Source organism: Nocardiopsis mwathae, from assembly GCF_014201195.1.
Taxonomy (GTDB): Bacteria; Actinomycetota; Actinomycetes; order Streptosporangiales; family Streptosporangiaceae; genus Nocardiopsis_C; species Nocardiopsis_C mwathae.
In genome coordinates, this window is the sequence record NZ_JACHDS010000001.1 from 1,396,594 (window position 1) to 1,413,760 (window position 17,167).

Genomic DNA, 17,167 nt, shown 5'->3' on the forward strand with positions numbered 1-17,167 from the left:
GTTGATCCCTCATTTCCCGGGCACCCGAACGGTCGCCGCGGCGCCGGCGGCCACCTGCCACCCGGGGGAGCCCGCCCGTTGAGGCACGGTGTACGTCTCGCGGTGGACCCGGGCAACGCGCGCATCGGGGTCGCGAGCAGCGATCCCAGCGGCCTGCTGGCCACCCCTGTGGAAACCGTTCCGCGCGGCGGCGGCGACACCGACCGCATCGCCCGGCTCGTGCTGGAGTACGAGGCGCGTGAGGTCATCGTCGGCTACCCCGCCTCCCTGTCCGGCCAGGAGGGCCCGGCGGCCCGTGACGCCCGCCGCTTCGCCGAGGCCCTGGCCGCCGAGCTCGCCCCTATCCCGGTGCGCCTCGTCGACGAGCGGCTGACCACCGTGACCGCGGAGAGCCAGCTCAAGTCGGGTGCCTCCTACGGAAAGCGCGGGGCCAAGGGCGGCCGCGCCCGCCGGTCGGTCGTCGACCAGGCCGCCGCCACCGTACTGCTGCAGACCGCGCTCGACATGGAACGCCAGACCGGGCGTCCCCCCGGGGAAGTGATCGGTGATTCCGCATGAGCGACAACGACACCTACGGTGATCCGCGGCGGCAGGGGCACGGGCCGGTCGATCCGGCCTACGGCGATCCCCGCCCCTACCGGGCCCGCCGCGCCCGGCTCGACCGGGAGTTCCCCGAGGATCCGCTGAGCGGCCCTCGCCCGGACACCACCGGGGCGTACCGCCCCGCTTCCGACCCCCTCACCGACCCCTGGCGCCGCGAGCCGCCCCGCCGCCCCGCGCCCGGCGGCTACGACACCTCCGGCCACCGGTTCCCCGCGTCCGGCCCCGCCGGATGGGACGAGACCGCGCCTCCCCCCGACCCCGACCTGGACCGGCCCCGCGGACGCCGCCACCGCCCCACCCCCGACACCGGGTACGCGCCCCCCGACGCCGACCCGCTGAGCGCACCGCGCCGCGCGTCGGACCCCGGCGAACCGCCGGCCCCGGGTGGCCGCCGCCGTGTCGCCGGACCGCCCGCGGAGACCGGCGATCGGGCCGAGGCGTGGGCGCAGCGCGCCCCCCGCGGCGACGACACACGCGGTGGCGACCCTCTCGGCGACGACCGGCCCCGCGGACGCCGCAGGCGCCCCGCCGCCGACTCCGGTGCGGAGCACACCGGTGCGCAGCGGGCCCTGCGCGACGCCGCCGGTCCCCGTGACGACCGCGAAGCAGCCGCGGATGCCGGTGCCCCCGGGCCGCGGCGCCGACGCGCCCGCGGCGACGATCCCGGGCGACCGGGCGGCCACGCCGCCGTCCCCAGCGACGAGAGCTGGCTGGACCAGGTGCGGTCCGACGCGGGAGACGACGACCTCGAACCGGTCGCACCGCGCGTCCTCGATTTCGACTCCGTCCCCGTCCGACGCAAGGGCGGGCGCGGCCGGAAGGCGGACGGCGCCCCCGCGCGGGAGCGCCGCGGGCGTCCCCGGAGCCGCGGACGCGACGCGGAGGAACCGGCCGGCGCACCCGACCCTGACGAGCAGGAGCGCCCGCGGCGCGCACGGCGTGCCGCCTCCGGTGCCGCGGACGCCGCCGAGAGCCCCGACCTCTACGACGAGGCCGACGCGGAGGACCGCGACGGGGACCGGGCCGAGGCGACGGACGGTGACGAGGGCCGCGGACACCGGCGGGGGCGGCGCGGCCGGGCCGGCCGCGACCGCCGCGGCACGGGCGGCGACGACGGCTCCGGTGGGCGGCGCGGCGGTGGGAAGAAGAAGATCGCGCTGATGGCCGCCGCGTCCGTGTTCGTCGTGCTCGCGGCCGGTGGCGCCTGGGGCGCCCGCACCTACGTGTTCCCCCCCGACTACAACGGCGAGGGTGGCGGCGAGGTCGAGATCGTCATCGCCCAGGGCGAGCACGGCGGGCAGGTCGCGCAGTCCCTGGCGGACGCCGGTGTCGTGGCCAGCCCACGGGCGTTCCTCAACGCGCTCACCGACGACCAGGCCAACCGGCTGTCGCCGGGCACCTACCGGCTCCGCTCCGAGATGAGCGCGCAGTCCGCGGTGGCCCTCCTGCTGGACCCCTCGGCGCGTGTCGGTGAGCGGATCACGTTCAAGGAGGGGCTGCGGGGCCAGGAGATCCTGGGTCTGCTGGCGGACAAGACCGATCTGTCCAGGGAGGACCTGGACGCCGCCTTCGCCGACACCGCGGCGCTGGGCCTGCCCTCCTACGCCGAGGAGGGAACGGAGGGCTACCTCTTCCCGGACACCTACACCGTCTCGCCGGGGGACACCGCCTCGGAGGTCCTCAAGCGCATGGTCGACCGGTTCAAGACCGTCTCGGAGTCCCCCGAGGTCGACCTGGAGGAGAGGGCGCGGGAGGTCGGCCACACGCCGAACGAGATCATGGCGATCGCCTCGATCATCCAGGCCGAGACGGGGACCATCGAGGACATGCCGAAGATCTCGCGGGTCGTCTACAACCGGCTCGACGAGGACATGGAGCTCGGCATGGACAGCACCTGCTTCTATGTGATCGGCCAGCACGGCATCGCGCTGACCAACAAGCAGCTCGCCGAGTGCAAGGACGAGGACAGCGACTACGCCACCTACGGGCGCAAGGGGCTGCCGGCCGGGCCGTTCGTCGCCCCCGGCGAGGACGCCATCCAGGCGGCCCTGAACCCGGCCGACGGCGACTGGCTGTTCTTCGTCGCCACCGACCCGGAGAACGGGGTCACCGAGTTCGCCGACACCTACGCGGAGTTCGAGCGGCTCAAGCAGAAGTTCAACGAGAGCCAGAGGAACGACTGATGCGCGCGGCGGTCCTGGGATCCCCCATCGAGCACTCGCTCTCGCCGGTCCTGCACACCGCGGCCTACGCGGAGCTGGGCCTGGCGGGGGAGTGGAGCTACGAGCGCTTCGAGTGCGACGAGGCGGGACTGCCGGCCTTCCTCGCCCGGTGCGACCGCACCTGGGCGGGGCTCTCGCTGACCATGCCGCTGAAGAGGGTGGCGCTGGAGCTCGCCGACGAGGTCGACGAGCTGGCCGTCCAGGTCGGCGGCGCCAACACGCTGGTGTTCACCGCAGGGCGCGTGCACGCCTGGAACACCGACGTCGCCGGAATCATGGCGGCGCTGCGTGAGGCGGGCATCGACCGTGTGCGGTCGGCCGCGGTCCTCGGCGGCGGTGCCACCGCGGCCTCCGCCGTTGCCGCGCTGCGCGGACTCGGTGCCCTGGATCCGGGCGCCGTGACCGTTCTGGCCCGCGACCCGGCCCGCGCGGCCGGGGTGGAGGCGGCGGCGGGGCGGATGGGGCTGGCGATCGGTGTGCGGCCGCTGGCCGAGATCGAGCGGCACCTCGATGTCGACCTCGTGGTCTCCACGCTCCCGGCCGGTGCCGCCGACCTTCTGGTGCCGGCCGTCGCGGCGAGCCGTGCCGCCCTGTTCGACGTGGTCTACAGCCCGTGGCCGACCGAGCTGGCGCGGGCCGTGCACGCGGCCGGGGCCGGTGCGGGGCAGCGGTCCGGGCGGATCGCGGTCGGCGGCTTCCCCATGCTCCTGCACCAGGCCGCGGTCCAAGTCGAGCTCATGACGGGGGCCGAGCGCGCCCCGGTCGAGGCCATGCGTGCGGCGGGTGAGGCGGAGCTGCGCCGCCGGGCATGATCCACGGAACTCACCCTGGGCGCGCCCGCGGTACTTCCGGGGGCGTGGCCGCTCTCGTAGCATGGACAGGGCGGGGAACGCCCGTCACACGGGTGGGTGTTCTCCACCACGGGGTACACCGTCGTTCCGGTGGTCGGAGGCCGTTGCCGCATCTAGTAGGATGAGTGGCAATTGGAAATGACCTGATCCGGCGCGGCGACGCTCCGGACACGTAAGCGGAGGTCGATCCTCCCACCTGCGGGGTTGTGAGCCCGCGCAGGTCCCGGTCGGCGACGTGCGGCGTTCGCCTGTCGGCTCCACTTGTCGGAGGCGGCGGCAGGTGACCGCTGAGCAGATGCCCGCCCGAAGGACGCATCCTTCGGCGGCGGCCCTGCGCAGCCGTCGCGCCGTACCGGTGGATCTACCCCGCTTGCGACCGCTGGCGGGGTTTTCGCTTTTCACGGCCTACCGGGCCGGGTGACCCCCGACACGAGCCATACGACGAAGCTAGGGAGGGGTCCCATCAGCGCAGAGCCCCGCATCAATGACCGTATCCGGGTTTCCGAGGTCCGTCTTGTCGGGCCCAATGGCGAGCAGGTCGGAATCGTGCCGGTGCAGGACGCACTGCGCCTGGCACAGGAGGCCGACCTCGATCTTGTCGAGGTCGCCCCGACCGCCCGCCCGCCGGTCGCCAAGCTGATGGACTACGGCAAGTACAAGTACGAGTCCGCGGTCAAGGCGCGTGAGTCGCGCAAGAACCAGTCGAACACGATCATCAAGGAGATCAAGCTCCGCCCGAAGATCGACCCGCACGACTACGAGACCAAGAAGGGTCACGTGGTGCGGTTCCTCAAGGGCGGGGACAAGGTCAAGGTGACGATCATGTTCCGCGGCCGGGAGCAGTCCCGGCCCGAGCTGGGGCGCCGACTGCTCGCCCGGCTGGCGGAGGACGTCCAGGACCTCGGCGCGGTCGAATCGCAGCCGAAGCAGGACGGCCGAAACATGGTCATGGTGATCGGCCCGCACAAGCGCCGTTCCGAGCACAAGGCCGAGGCCCGCGCGGCCGCCGGTGGCGGCAAGAGCCGCCGCGAGCAGCGGCAGCAGGTCGGTCAGGAGGGCTGACACCCTCCCGGGTGAACCCGGATCGTCCCATCCGCGGTCGGAGTGGTCCCGCCGCGGGCGGGTGAAGGGCGTGCCGCCGTCGGCCCAAGGTCGGCGGCGGCCGCGGGCCGACCCGCCGGGGTTCCTCGGCGCGGGACACGGTCGGGTACAGGGCGGTCCCTCAGGGACACGTGTACCGACCGGAGAATTGCGGAGAGCAGCGCCGGGTTCGCCTGTGCCCAGTGCAAAGCAAGACAGCACCACACCATCGTGTGGCGGTGCCGAGTGAGTAGGAGACGACGGCGACTATGCCGAAGAACAAATCGCACAGCGGAGCCAGCAAGCGCTTCAGGGTGACCGGCTCCGGCAAGATCATGCGCCGCCGTGCCAACAAGAACCACCTGCTTGAGCACAAGCCGTCCAAGCGGACCCGCCGCCTCGACAGCGACGTTCAGCTGGCCAAGGCCGACACCAAGATGATCAAGAAGCTGCTCGGCTAAGAGCCGCTTGCACATTCGTTCGACATCGGCCCTCCGGCGACACCGGGTCGGGCCGGCCGGTGGCGCGGTGAGCGCGCACCGGAAACCTACGAGGGAGTCACTGTGGCACGCGTGAAGCGGGCTCTCAACGCCAAGAAGAAGCGCCGGGTCGTCCTTGAGCGCGCCAGCGGTTACCGCGGCCAGCGGTCGCGCCTCTACCGCAAGGCCAAGGAGCAGATGCTCCACTCGATGACCTACTCCTACCGGGACCGCAAGGACCGCAAGGGCCAGTTCCGTCGGCTCTGGATCCAGCGGATCAACGCCGGTGCCCGCGCCAACGGGCTGACCTACAACCGGTTCATGCAGGGCCTGAAGGCCGCCGGTATCGAGGTCGACCGCCGCATGCTGGCCGAGCTCGCGGTGAACGACGAGGCGGCCTTCGCCAGCCTGGTCGAGACCGCGAAGAAGGCCGTTCCGGCCCCCTCCTCCACCTCCGCGGCCTGACGTCGCGCGCGAGGAGAGCGATAGCAGCGATGGCGAGCCACGAGTTCACGAGTATCCGGTCACCCCGAATCAAGGGGGCTCGTCGGCTCGCCAAGCGCGCCTTCCGGCAGCGTGAGCGCCGCTTCCTGGCCGAGGGGCCCCAGGCCGTACGCGAGGCCCTGGCAGCCCCCGGCGGGGTCCAGGAGATGTACGCCACCGCCGACGCCGTCCAGCGGCACAGCGACCTCGTCGACGCCGCCTACGCCGCCGGCATCCCGGTGCACCGGGTGAGCCTGGAGGTCATGTCCGAGCTCGCCCAGACGGTCACTCCGCAGGGCGTCATCGCCGTCTGCGACTTCGTCGACGTCCCCCTTCCGGAGGTCGGCGACGCCCGACTGGCGGTGGTCCTGTCCCACGTGCGCGACCCCGGCAACGCCGGGACGGTCCTGCGCACGGCCGACGCGGCCGGAGCCGACGTCGTGATATTCACCGACGCCTCGGTCGACCCCTACAACGGCAAGTGCGTGCGGGCGTCGGCCGGAAGTCTCTTCCACCTGCCCGTGGTCGTCGGGGTGCGCGTCGAAGACGCCGTCGCCCACCTGCGCACCCAGGGCGCGCGGATCTTCGCCGCGGACGGCGGCGGGCCGCGGGACCTGCACGCCGCGGCCGACGAGGGGGCCTTCGCCGACCGGGTCGGCTGGGTTTTCGGCAACGAGGCCTGGGGACTGCCCGAGCAGACCGTCGCCCTGACCGACGGCGCCGTCAGCGTGCCCATCTTCGGCGCGGCCGAGAGTCTGAACCTGGCCACCGCCGCAGCGGTCTGCCTCTACACCACCGCGCGCGAGCAGCGCGCGGCCGCCTCCGCGGTTCCCGCGGCCGCCCCGGCGGTCGGCGAGCGGAACTGATCCCGCCGAGCTGGCATTCCGGGAGCACCCGGTGCCGTGCGTCTCCGCGTTCCCATGCGTCAGAGGGGTAACAACCCGTGATCTGGGTAACCTCCCTCGGCCGGTGTTTCCTGCCTGGTAGAACGCGTCCATGACTGCAGAGCGTGATGCTTTGCCCCGATACCTCCCTGCGGTCCCGGGTTGCTGCGGCCCCCGCGATTCCCGCTACGCTCGGGGATCTCGACTCCGAACCGGGCGGTCGGACGTATCGGGCGCGGAATTCGGCGCGTAGTCACGGTGACCGGCGGGTAATGGTCTTCGATGGAGTCATCGGGCCTGTCACCGGGGAGGGCCGACTACAGCGCGTCGCGGTCCAGCGGTGCGGATGGCCACATGAGGGCGTCGCATGAGGGCAATGGGGAGGCCGGTCGTGGATGGCGACCATTCGACGGACCGTCGGCACGCGGAACCTCGCGCCGCGCACGCGGCGGCCGACCCCCTGCCACCGTCCGAACCGCTGCTGGCGGCCGAGGACCTTCCCGACGGCCTGATCGTCGCGGACCGCTCCGGACGCATCGTGACGTTCAACCGGATGGCCGCCCGGCTCTCCGGGATCGAGGCGGCCGACGCGCTCGGCCGCGACTTCCGCGACGTGCTGCCGCTGCACGACGCCGACGGCCGCGACTGGTGGAAGTCCACCGACCCCTACGGGGGCCTGCGGACCCGCACCCGCCAACCGGAGCGGCTGCTGTTCCTCGACGACGGCCGCGAGATCCTCGTGGCCGCGCGCTACGTCCGCGACCGGCCCCGCGGCGGGCTCGTCCGGCTCGTCCTCACCCTGCGCTCGGCCGCCCACCGCACGCGCAACGAGCGGCGCAGCGCCGACCTCATCTCCACGGTCGCCCACGAACTGCGCTCCCCGCTCACCAGTGTCAAGGGCTTCACCGCGACCGTGCTCTCCAAGTGGGACCGGCTCACCGAGAAGCAGAAGATCTTCATGCTGGAGACGGTCAACGCCGACGCCGACCGCGTCACCCGGCTCATCACCGAGCTGCTCAGCGTCTCCCGCATCGAGTCCGGGCGCCTGGAGCTGCGCCGCCACGTCGTCGACCTGCCCGACCGCGCCCGCAAGGTCGTGGCCGGACGCGTCGCCGCCGGGGAGGCGGAGGAGCGCTTCCGGTTGCAGGTGCGCGGCCCGCTGCCCGAGATGTGGCTGGACGCCGACAAGGTCGAGCAGATCATGTCGAACCTCGTGGAAAACGCGGTGCGGCACGGCGCTGGTACTGTCAACATAGTGATCGAGCCGTTCGAGGGAGGAGCAGCGGTGTCGGTGCGCGACGAAGGCAAGGGCATCCCGTCCGGGGCCGCCTCGCGCGTTTTCCGTCGTTTCTGGCGCACCAGGCGCCGGGGCGGCACCGGCCTGGGGCTGTTCATCGTCAAGGGCCTGATCGAGGCCCACGGCGGCGCGATCACGGTGGGCCGCGCACCCAGCGGCGGGGCGGAGTTCCGATTTACCATGCCCGCCGGCACCCCCGAGTTCGCCTGAGCGTTCCCGGGCGGGCCGCGGCGGGCGGTTCTTCCCAGCATTCCTGTCGGCTTTGAGCCCGTCGCGGACGCGGCGGGCCGTGACGACCGCTCCGCCCGTCCGACGGGCGGGGGCGGTGAGGCAATCGAAACCATGTCTGCACCCAACAGTTCCTATGATCCGGTCGAGGTGACCCCCTTGCATCCGGACGAGATCGCCCGGATGCGCGACGGAGCCCTGGCCGCGATCGCCGCGGCCGACTCCCTCGACGCCCTCAAGGAGGCGCGCATCGCCCACGTCGGCGACCGCTCGCCCCTGGCACTGGCCAACCGCGAGATCGGCGCGCTGCCCCCGCAGGCCCGCGCCGAGGCCGGCAAGCGCGTCGGCGGTGCGCGCCGCGAGGTCTCCGAGGCGATCAAGGCGCGCCAGGCCGCTCTGGAGGAGGAGCGCGACGCCCGCGTCCTCGTCGAGGAGGCCGTCGACGTCAGCCTGCCGTGGGACCGCGCCCCGCGCGGGGCGCGGCACCCGCTGACCACGATCGCCGAGCGCATGACCGACATCTTCGTCGGCATGGGCTTCGAGGTGGCCGAGGGCCCCGAGGTCGAGGCGGAGTGGTTCAACTTCGACGCGCTCAACTTCCTGCCCGACCACCCGGCCCGCACCATGCAGGACACGTTCTTCGTCGAGTCCCCCTCGGGCGGGGAGTCCGGTCTGGTGCTGCGCACGCACACCTCGCCGGTGCAGGTCCGCGCGCTGCTCGAACGCGAGCTCCCGCTCTATGTCGTGGCCCCCGGAAAGACCTTCCGCACCGACGAGCTCGACGCCACCCACACCCCCGTCTTCCACCAGCTGGAAGGCCTGGTCGTGGACGAGGGCATCACCATGGCGCACCTGCGGGGCGCCATCGACGCCTTCGTCGGGAGCATGTTCGGGGAGGGCCTGCGCACCCGCTTCCGCCCGTCCTACTTCCCGTTCACCGAGCCCTCCGCCGAGGTCGACATGGAGTGCTTCGTGTGCCGCGGCGCCTCGGTGGGCAACCCCGACTCCCCCTGCCGCACGTGCGGCTCGGAGGGCTGGATCGAGATCGGCGGCTGCGGTGTCGTCAACCCGCGCGTGCTGACCGCGGCCGGGGTCGACACCGAACGCTACAGCGGCTGGGCGTTCGGCCTGGGCGTGGAGCGGACCCTGATGTTCGCCCACGGTGTGGAGGACATGCGCGACATGGTCGAGGGTGACGTCCGCTTCACCTCGGCGTTCGGGAGGGAGATCTGATGCGCGTCCCCGTTTCCTGGCTCCGTGAGTACGTCGAGCTTCCGGCCGACGTCACCGCGCGCGGGCTGGCCGCCGAGCTGATCGCGGCCGGCCTGGAGGTCGAGACCGTCGACGAGGTCGGCGCCGACATCTCCGGTCCGATCGTCGTCGGCCGCGTCCTGGAGATCGAGGAGCTCACCGGCTTCAAGAAGCCCATCCGCCACTGCCGCCTGGACGTCGGTTCCGCCAACGGCACCGGCGAGCCGCAGAACGTCATCTGCGGTGCCCGCAACTTCGCCGAGGGCGACCTCGTCGTCGTGGCGCTGCCCGGCGCCGAGCTGCCCGGCGGGTTCGCGATCGGCGCCCGGAAGACCTACGGCAGGGTGTCGGAGGGCATGATCTGCTCGGCCGCCGAGCTCGACCTGTGGGAGGACCACGAGGGCATCATCGTGCTCCCCGAGAGCGCAGGTGAACCCGGCACCGACGCCTACGGCCTGCTCGGGTTGCGCGAGGACGTCCTGGACATCGCCGTCACCCCCGACCGCGGATACGCGCTGTCGATGAGGGGCGTGGCGCGCGACGCCGCCGCCGTCTACGGGGTGCCCTTCCACGACCCCGCCGAGGGCCTGGACGACCCTGCGGCGGTCGGTACCCCCGGCGCGGGCTACCCCGCCTCGGTGACCGGCCCCGAGGGCGCCTCCGGTGCGGCGATCTGCTCCACCTACGTGCTGCGCGGCGCCACCGGCTTCGACGCGGACGCCGCCACGCCGCTGTGGATGAAGCGGCGCCTGGCGCTGACCGGTGTGCGCTCGATTTCGCTGGCGGTCGACGTGACCAACTACGTGATGATGGAGCTGGGCCAGCCGCTGCACGCCTGGGACCGCGCCAAGCTGCGCGGCCCCGTCGAGGTGCGGCTCGCCCGTACCGGGGAGCGGCTGGAGACCCTCGACCACGTCAAGCGCGGCCTGGATCCCGACGACATCCTCATCACCGATGAGTCGGGTCCGATCAACATCGCCGGGGTCATGGGCGGCCTCGACACCGAGATCGGCCTGACCTCCACCGAGGTGCTCGTGGAGGCCGCGCACTTCGACGACCGGCACATCGCGCGCACATCCCGTCGGCACCAGCTCTCCTCGGAGTCCTCGCGCCGCTTCGAGCGGGGCATCGACTCCCGGCTGCAGCTCGCCGCCGCGACCCGGGCGGTCCGGCTCCTGGCCGAGCTGGGCGGCGCGAGCGTCGAGGACGGCTACACCCACATCGACCTGGGCGCCCCCCGTGAGCCGATCACCATGGCCGCGGACCTCCCGGGCCGGATCGCGGGTGTGGCCTACCCGAGGGACGGCGTCCGGCGCCGCCTCACCGAGGTCGGCTGCACGGTCGCCGAGAGCCCGGCCGACGCCGACGTCTGGCGGGTCACTCCGCCGTCGTGGCGGCCCGACCTCACCGATCCCAACGACCTCGTCGAGGAGGTCATGCGGCTGGAGGGCTACGAGAACATCCCGGCCATCCCGCCGCGCGCCCCGGCCGGGCGCGGCCTCACCCCGAGCCAGCGGCTGCGCCGGGCCGTGGGGCGGGGGCTCGCCGGCGCCGGCTTCACCGAGGTGCTGAGCTACCCGTTCGTGGGCGAGCGCGACCTCGACGGCCTGCAGCTGGACGCCGACGACGACCGGCGCCGCGCCGTCAAGCTCGCCAACCCGCTCAACGACGACGAGCCGCTGCTGCGCACCACGCTGCTGCCGGGGCTGTTCAAGACCCTGGTGCGCAACGTGGGCCGCGGGCTCGCCGACGTGGCGCTGTTCGAGACGGGCCTGGTGTACGCATCCAAGCCCGGCGCCCCGGAGCGGGCGCCGATGCTGCGGGTCGACCGCGGCCCCACCGCCGAGGAGCTGGCCTCCGTCGAGGCCGCCCTGCCCGACCAGCCGCGCCGGGTGGGCGCGGTACTGGCCGGCGACCGCGAGCCCTCCGGCTGGTGGGGCGAGGGCCGCGCCGCGACGTGGGCCGACGCCGTCCAGGCGGCCCGTGAGGTGGGCCGCGTCGCCGGCGTGGAGCTGACCGTCCGGGCCGCACAGCACGCCCCGTGGCACCCCGGCCGCTGTGCCGCGCTGTACGCGGCCGCGCCGGGCGGTGATGCGGCGGAGATCCTCGTCGGGTACGCGGGTGAGCTGCACCCGCGGGTCATCGCGGCCTACGGCCTGCCGCCCCGCAGCGTCGCCATGGAGGTCGGGCTCGACCGGATCGAGCAGGCCGTCACCCCCGTCCGCGCGCCCGCGGTGTCCACCTACCCGGTGGCCACCCAGGACGTGGCGCTGGTGGTCGACGCCTCGGTGCCCTCCGGCGACGTCGAGCAGGCGCTGCGCGACGGCGCCGGGGAGCTGCTGGAGAGCGTCCGGCTGTTCGACGTCTACACCGGCGCGCAGGTCGGCGACGGGCGCAAGTCGCTCGCTTACACGCTGCGACTGCGGGCCGGCGACCGCACGCTGACCGCGGAGGAGAGTACGGCCGCGCGCGATGCCGCGGTGGCCGCCGCCACCGAGCGCACGGGGGCGGTCCTGCGCGGCTGACCGCTTCCGGCCGCGGCCCCGCCTCCGGGCGGTTGCGCCGACGTGGATACGGCCCCGCGCCCCGGTTCGACGACCGGGGCGCGGGGCCGTATTACGTGGGCGAGACGTCCGTTTCGGGCGCTTTTTCCGGGTGGTTTCCGCAGGTCGACAGTGGTTTCGGGGAAGCCTTGCGGGGGTAGCGCGCATGATCGGTGTAAATACGGGGATGGTTTCTTGTTTCGCCTCTTGAACCCGGGCCAGTCGGGCATCTAGCCTGCTGCCATCTGCCGCGTTCGAGGGCTCGCGGGCTTCGCGGAACAGCAGTTCTCGTTGGTGTTTTCCTCTGGCGTTCGCACGTACAACCAGGCTCGGAGGTCGCTCTATGAGCGCAACAGCGGCTTCGTATGCGCGCACTACGACCAAGCAGCAGGAGCCAGGCCGCTTCTGGCACACCTTCTGCGACATGCACACCGTCACGCGGAACCAGAAGTTCCTGGTCACGCGGGCCGAGGGCGTGTGGCTGTGGGATGAGAGCGGAGATCGTTACCTGGACGGGACCGCGAGCCTCTGGTACTGCAACGTCGGACACGGGCGCAGGGAGATCGCCGACGCCGTCCACGCGCAGATGACCCGGCTCGACGCCTACACCGTCTACGGGGACTTCGCCAACGGCCCGGCGCTGGAGCTCGGCGAGCGGCTGGCCGCGCACGCCCCCGTGATCGACCCGCGGGTCATCCTGACCTGCGGGGGCGGGGAGTCCATCGACACCGCGGCCAAGCTGGCCCGCCGCTACTGGGGGGTCAACGGGCAGGCCGAGAAGACCCACCTGATCAGCCGGGCCGGCGGCTACCACGGCCTGCACGGGTTCGGCAGCAGCATCATCGGCATGGAGCGGTTCCGCGTCGGCTTCGGCCCGCTGATCGAGGACGTCTCGGTGGTCCCGCACGACTCGGTGGAGGCCCTGGAGGCGGAGATCCTGCGCGTCGGCCCGGAGCGCGTGGCGGCGTTCTTCGCCGAGCCCGTGATCGGCGCAGGGGGCGTCTACCCGCCCCCGGGTCCCGACTACTTCCGCCGGGTGGCCGAGGTGTGCCGCCGCCACGGGGTGCTGTTCATCGTCGACAGCGTCATCTGCGGCTTCGCCCGCATGGGCAACTGGTTCGGCATCGAGCGCTACGGCGTGCGCCCGGACATGATCGTCTTCGCCAAGGGGGTCAGCAGCGGCTACCTCCCGCTGGGGGGCGTGATCGTCAGCGGGGAGATCGCGGAGCCGTTCTGGGACCGGCCGGGCAACCCCTTCCTGCACGGGACCACCTACGCCGGGCACCCCGCGTGCTGCGCGGCGGCCATGGCCAACCTCGACATCCTGGAGCGGGAGGACCTGTTCACGGTCGCGCTGGAGATCGAGGCACAGCTGGACGCCGCCGTCCGGCAGCTGGCCGACCACCCGATGGTGGCCGAGGTGCGGGCGGGTACGGGCGTGATGGCGGCCGTGGAGCTGTCGGCGGAGACGCTGGACGAGCGGGGGATCACCACCGCCGAGGTGTTCGCCGAGGCGCGGTCGCGCGGGGTGATCCTGCGCGCGGTGCCGCGCGCCCTGCTCATCTCACCACCGCTGATCATCACCTGGGAGCAGATCGACCACCTGGTGAGCACTCTGCGCTCCGCGCTGGACGCCGTCTCCGCGGCGCACAACGGCGCGCAGCCCGGGACCGCCGGGGTGGCGGGCGGCTGAGGCCGCGGCGAGGAGCAGCCGGCCCGGCGTCGTCGGCGACGCCGTCGGGCCGGATCGGTTGCTGTCCGGAATGTCACCCGTTCCCAAGGGGGCAATTCCTTATCCAGGAAGATGCTTCTTGTTAACATCGTTAGCGGCAGAGGAACGGGTGACGAACGCGGGGAGTGGCGACATGAGCACGCAGACCGAGGCGGCCGCCGGCCGGGACGTCGGCGACGACGAACTCATCACCGCCTGGGGACTGTTCCACGAGGCGCTGCACAACACCGGTGAGCTGCTGCTGCGGGACGTCGACCCCAGCGGGGGCGACATGTCCGGCCCCTGGTTCGAGGTGCTGATCCGGCTGCAGCGCTCGCCGGGCAACCGCCAGCCGATGAGCAAGCTCGCCAAGGAGGTCTGCCTGAGCAGCGGCGGGTTCACCAAGCTCGCCGACCGGTTGGAGCGCAAGGGATACCTCGCGCGCAGGTCGTGTCCCTCCGACCGGCGCGTGGTCTACGCCGAGCTCACCGAGGCCGGCCGGGAACTGGCCGACGAGGCCCGGGCGCGGCACGTGGCGCTGCTGCGCGAACACGTGCTCGGCCCCCTCGGCCCGGACGGGCTGCGCAGGCTCGCCGAGCTCGCCCGCACGCTCCGCGACACCTCCCTGGCCACCTGACCGCACCGAGTCCGGGGCGACGCGTCGGCTCCGGGCCGGAGCGTCGCCCGCGCGCCCGGGAATCTTGACGGAACTTCGGCGTCCGCCACATCGAGTTGAGTGCGGACCGATAACCTGATCGGCGTTCAGGCGCGCACGCCTCGGTCCCCGGAGCAGCCCGGCGGGACGGCGCACCCGGTCGGCCCCGTGCGCGGGGCGACCGGGTCCGGATGGCCGGCGGACGCGAGCACCGTGCGCGCACTGGCCGACGCCGACCAACCAGCGCTGATCCGTCAGCACCGAGCAGTCCGGGGGCCCGAGATGAAACTCTTCGCCAGCGCGGCCGAGATGCGCGCCATTCCACGGTCGGCGGAGTTCCGCAACGGCGGCGTCTCGTTCTGGTACCGCGAACCCGGTCTGCCCGAGCGCCGCGCCGCGCTGCCCGGAGCGGCCGACTACGACGTGTGCATCGTCGGCGGCGGCTACACCGGCCTGTGGTGCGCCTACTACCTGAAGCGGGCCCAGCCCGACCTGCGCGTGGCGGTCCTGGAGCGGGAGTTCGCCGGCTTCGGCGCCTCGGGCCGCAACGGGGGCTGGCTCTCGGCGGAGTTCGCCGGATCCCGGCGGCGCCTGGCCGAAGCGCACGGCAAGGGCGCCGTGATCGCCCTGCAGCGCGCCATGATGGCCTCCGTCGACGAGGTCATCGCCACCGCCGAGGCGGAGGGCATCGACGCCGACATCGTCAAGGGCGGCATGCGCATGGTCGCCACCAACCCCGCGCAGCGGGCGCGCCTCGAAGAGGAGGTCCGCTACCTGCACGAGTGGGGCTACTGGCCGGAGGACGTGTTCATGATCGAGCACGGACACGAACCGCGGCTCCAGGTCGACGGCGCACTGCTCGCCTCCTACAGCCCGCACGCCGCCCGCATCCAGCCGGCCAAGCTCGCCCTCGGGCTGGCCGCGGCCGTCGAGCGGCTCGGCGTGGACATCTTCGAGGACACCGCCGTGACCGAGATCCGGCCCCGGGTCGGCGAGCGGCGGCCGGTCGCCGTCACCGCCGGCGGGGAGGTGCGGGCCGACCACGTCATCCGCGCCACCGAGGGCTTCACCTCGACACTGCAGGGTCGGCGGCGCGAGTGGCTGCCGATGAACAGCTCGATGATCGTGACCGAGCCGCTCGCCGAGGAGACGTGGAAGCACATCGGTTGGGAGGGCCGCGAGGTCCTGGGCGACGCGGCGCACGCCTACTGCTACGCCCAGCGCACCGCCGACGACCGCATCGCCATCGGCGGCCGCGGCGTGCCCTACCGATTCGGCTCCCGGCAGGACGCGGGCGGCGGCACGCCGCCCCAGGCCATCGCGGAGCTGTGGCGGGTCCTGGCACGGCTGTTCCCGGTCGCCTCGGACGTCCCGGTCGCCCACGCCTGGTCCGGCGTCCTGGGCGTGCCCCGCGACTGGTGCCCCACGGTGCACCTCGACCCCGAGACCGGCCTGGGCTGGGCGGGGGGCTATGTGGGCAGCGGGGTCACCGCCGCCAACCTGGCCGGGCGCACGCTGCGGGATCTGGTGTTGGGGCACAGGAGCGAGCTGACCCGGCTGCCCTGGGTGGGCCGAAGCGTCCGCGGCTGGGAGCCCGAACCGCTGCGCTGGGTGGGCACCCAGGTCGTCTACGGCCTGTACCGCACGGCCGACCGCCGCGAATCCGACCGCGTCTGCCACACCTCCCGCTTCGCCGACCTCGCCACCCGCATCTCCGGTCGCTGAGCGTCCGGGACCGGGGAGACCTGGCTCACCTTCCCCGCAGGCGCTTGCATAAATTTGCATTGGCATGCATGATGGTGCAGGTAAGTTCGGAGGAACACGGGGCAGGGGAGTCGACGCCATGGGGTATACGGCCGCCATCGCGGGCGCCAGCGGGTACGCGGGGGGAGAGCTGCTGCGCCTCCTGCTCGCCCACCCCGACATCGAGATCGGCGCGCTCACCGCCGGCGGCAACGCCGGGACCGGACTTGGCGACCACCAGCCGCACCTCGTGCCGCTCGCCGACCGGGTGCTGGCGGAGACCACCACCGACAACCTCGCCGGCCACGACCTCGTCTTCCTCGCCCTGCCGCACGGGCAGTCCGCCGCCATCGCCCGGCAGCTCGGCGACGACGTCCTCATCGTCGACTGCGGCGCCGACTTCCGGCTCAAGGACGCCGCCGCATGGGAGGCCTACTACGGCACCCCGCACGCCGGAACCTGGCCCTACGGACTGCCCGAGCTCCCCGGGGCCCGCGACGCGCTCGCCGGAGCCACACGGATCGCCGTCCCCGGCTGCCACGTCACCACCGCCACCCTCGCGCTCTTCCCCGCCCTCGCCGCGGGCCTGGTCGAACCCGACCTCGTCGTCGTCGCGGTCACCGGCACCTCCGGAGCGGGCAAGGCACCCAAGGCGCACCTCATCGGCAGCGAGGTCATGGGCTCCGCCGCCCCCTACGGTGTCGGCGGCGCCCACCGGCACAACCCCGAGATCGTGCAGAACCTCTCCGGCGTCGCCGGAGGCGACGTCACCCTGTCCTTCACTCCGATCCTGGCCCCCATGCCGCGCGGCATCCTCGCCACCTGCTCCGCCCCGCTGGCCCCCGGTACCACCGAAGAGCAGGTCAGAGCCGCCTACGAGCGACGATTCTCGGCCGAGCCCTTCGTGCACCTGCTGCCAGAAGGCACCTGGCCCACCACCGCGATGACCCTGGGCGCCAACACCGCACTGGTCCAAGTGACGGTCGACGCGGCGGCGGGCCGCATGGTCGCCATCGCCGCCCTGGACAATCTGACCAAGGGCACCGCGGGCGGCGCCCTGCAGAGCGCCAACATCGCGCTCGGACTCCCCGAGGCCACCGGTCTCCCCATGACAGGCGTCGCACCCTGACCGGCGCC

General features: G+C 73.0%; 14 protein-coding genes. All 14 read left to right on the forward strand.

The features are described from left to right. Window positions 1–78: 78 nt before the first annotated feature. The 14 genes from ruvX to argC all read left to right on the forward strand — a co-directional run bounded on the left by ruvX (window position 79) and on the right by argC (window position 17,159). Window positions 79–558 (forward strand): Holliday junction resolvase RuvX, encoded by a 480-nt coding sequence (gene ruvX / locus HNR23_RS05630; RefSeq protein WP_184074171.1) that lies wholly within the window; start codon window positions 79–81, stop codon window positions 556–558. Then, window positions 555–2,786: an endolytic transglycosylase MltG gene (gene mltG, locus HNR23_RS05635; RefSeq protein ID WP_184074172.1), complete on the forward strand. Its 2,232-nt coding sequence runs from the start codon at window positions 555–557 to the stop codon at window positions 2,784–2,786. The genes ruvX and mltG overlap by 4 nt, the downstream gene beginning before the upstream one ends. After that, on the forward strand, window positions 2,786–3,637 hold the full coding sequence (locus HNR23_RS05640) for a shikimate dehydrogenase (protein ID WP_184074173.1): 852 nt from the start codon (window positions 2,786–2,788) through the stop codon (window positions 3,635–3,637). The genes mltG and HNR23_RS05640 overlap by 1 nt, the downstream gene beginning before the upstream one ends. Window positions 3,638–4,093: 456 nt before the next feature. Then, window positions 4,094–4,738: a translation initiation factor IF-3 gene (infC, locus tag HNR23_RS05645; RefSeq protein ID WP_184074174.1), complete on the forward strand. Its 645-nt coding sequence runs from the start codon at window positions 4,094–4,096 to the stop codon at window positions 4,736–4,738. Window positions 4,739–5,025: 287 nt separating this feature from the next. After that, entirely contained in the window at window positions 5,026–5,217 is a 192-nt protein-coding gene (gene rpmI, locus HNR23_RS05650) for a 50S ribosomal protein L35 (protein WP_184074175.1), read from the forward strand. 102 nt (window positions 5,218–5,319) lie between these two features. Then, a complete protein-coding gene (rplT, locus tag HNR23_RS05655) occupies window positions 5,320–5,700 on the forward strand; it encodes a 50S ribosomal protein L20 (RefSeq protein WP_184074176.1) in 381 nt (126 codons plus the stop codon). Between the two features lie 29 nt (window positions 5,701–5,729). Continuing rightward, complete coding sequence (locus HNR23_RS05660; protein WP_184074177.1) at window positions 5,730–6,584, forward strand: TrmH family RNA methyltransferase; 855 nt, start codon at window positions 5,730–5,732, stop codon at window positions 6,582–6,584. Window positions 6,585–6,978: 394 nt separating this feature from the next. Beyond that, window positions 6,979–8,109, forward strand: coding sequence for a sensor histidine kinase (locus HNR23_RS05665; RefSeq protein ID WP_184074179.1), 1,131 nt, complete (start codon window positions 6,979–6,981; stop codon window positions 8,107–8,109). Window positions 8,110–8,241: 132 nt separating this feature from the next. Further along, window positions 8,242–9,360, forward strand: coding sequence for a phenylalanine--tRNA ligase subunit alpha (gene pheS, locus HNR23_RS05670; protein WP_184074181.1), 1,119 nt, complete (start codon window positions 8,242–8,244; stop codon window positions 9,358–9,360). Then, window positions 9,360–11,903 carry a phenylalanine--tRNA ligase subunit beta gene (pheT, locus tag HNR23_RS05675; protein ID WP_184074183.1) on the forward strand — a complete coding sequence of 848 codons (2,544 nt, stop codon included), beginning with the start codon at window positions 9,360–9,362 and terminating at the stop codon, window positions 11,901–11,903. Before pheS ends, pheT begins: the two co-directional genes overlap by 1 nt. 442 nt (window positions 11,904–12,345) lie before the next feature. Continuing rightward, entirely contained in the window at window positions 12,346–13,614 is a 1,269-nt protein-coding gene (locus tag HNR23_RS05680; protein WP_184079953.1) for an aminotransferase family protein, read from the forward strand. Between the two features lie 172 nt (window positions 13,615–13,786). Beyond that, on the forward strand, window positions 13,787–14,269 hold the full coding sequence (locus tag HNR23_RS05685) for a MarR family winged helix-turn-helix transcriptional regulator (protein WP_184074185.1): 483 nt from the start codon (window positions 13,787–13,789) through the stop codon (window positions 14,267–14,269). 300 nt (window positions 14,270–14,569) lie between these two features. After that, complete coding sequence (locus HNR23_RS05690; RefSeq protein ID WP_184074187.1) at window positions 14,570–16,012, forward strand: NAD(P)/FAD-dependent oxidoreductase; 1,443 nt, start codon at window positions 14,570–14,572, stop codon at window positions 16,010–16,012. A gap of 118 nt (window positions 16,013–16,130) precedes the next feature. After that, window positions 16,131–17,159: an N-acetyl-gamma-glutamyl-phosphate reductase gene (gene argC / locus HNR23_RS05695; RefSeq protein ID WP_184074189.1), complete on the forward strand. Its 1,029-nt coding sequence runs from the start codon at window positions 16,131–16,133 to the stop codon at window positions 17,157–17,159. Window positions 17,160–17,167 lie beyond the last annotated feature (8 nt).

Coding starts and splice junctions, on each gene's coding strand:
- mltG (WP_184074172.1), top strand. CDS start 555: ATGAGCGACAACGACACCTACGGTGATCCGCGGCGGCAGGGGCACGGG.
- HNR23_RS05640 (WP_184074173.1), top strand. CDS start 2,786: ATGCGCGCGGCGGTCCTGGGATCCCCCATCGAGCACTCGCTCTCGCCG.
- rpmI (WP_184074175.1), top strand. CDS start 5,026: ATGCCGAAGAACAAATCGCACAGCGGAGCCAGCAAGCGCTTCAGGGTG.
- HNR23_RS05660 (WP_184074177.1), top strand. CDS start 5,730: ATGGCGAGCCACGAGTTCACGAGTATCCGGTCACCCCGAATCAAGGGG.
- HNR23_RS05665 (WP_184074179.1), top strand. CDS start 6,979: ATGGGGAGGCCGGTCGTGGATGGCGACCATTCGACGGACCGTCGGCAC.
- pheS (WP_184074181.1), top strand. CDS start 8,242: ATGTCTGCACCCAACAGTTCCTATGATCCGGTCGAGGTGACCCCCTTG.
- pheT (WP_184074183.1), top strand. CDS start 9,360: ATGCGCGTCCCCGTTTCCTGGCTCCGTGAGTACGTCGAGCTTCCGGCC.
- HNR23_RS05680 (WP_184079953.1), top strand. CDS start 12,346: ATGCACACCGTCACGCGGAACCAGAAGTTCCTGGTCACGCGGGCCGAG.
- HNR23_RS05685 (WP_184074185.1), top strand. CDS start 13,787: ATGAGCACGCAGACCGAGGCGGCCGCCGGCCGGGACGTCGGCGACGAC.
- HNR23_RS05690 (WP_184074187.1), top strand. CDS start 14,570: ATGAAACTCTTCGCCAGCGCGGCCGAGATGCGCGCCATTCCACGGTCG.
- argC (WP_184074189.1), top strand. CDS start 16,131: ATGGGGTATACGGCCGCCATCGCGGGCGCCAGCGGGTACGCGGGGGGA.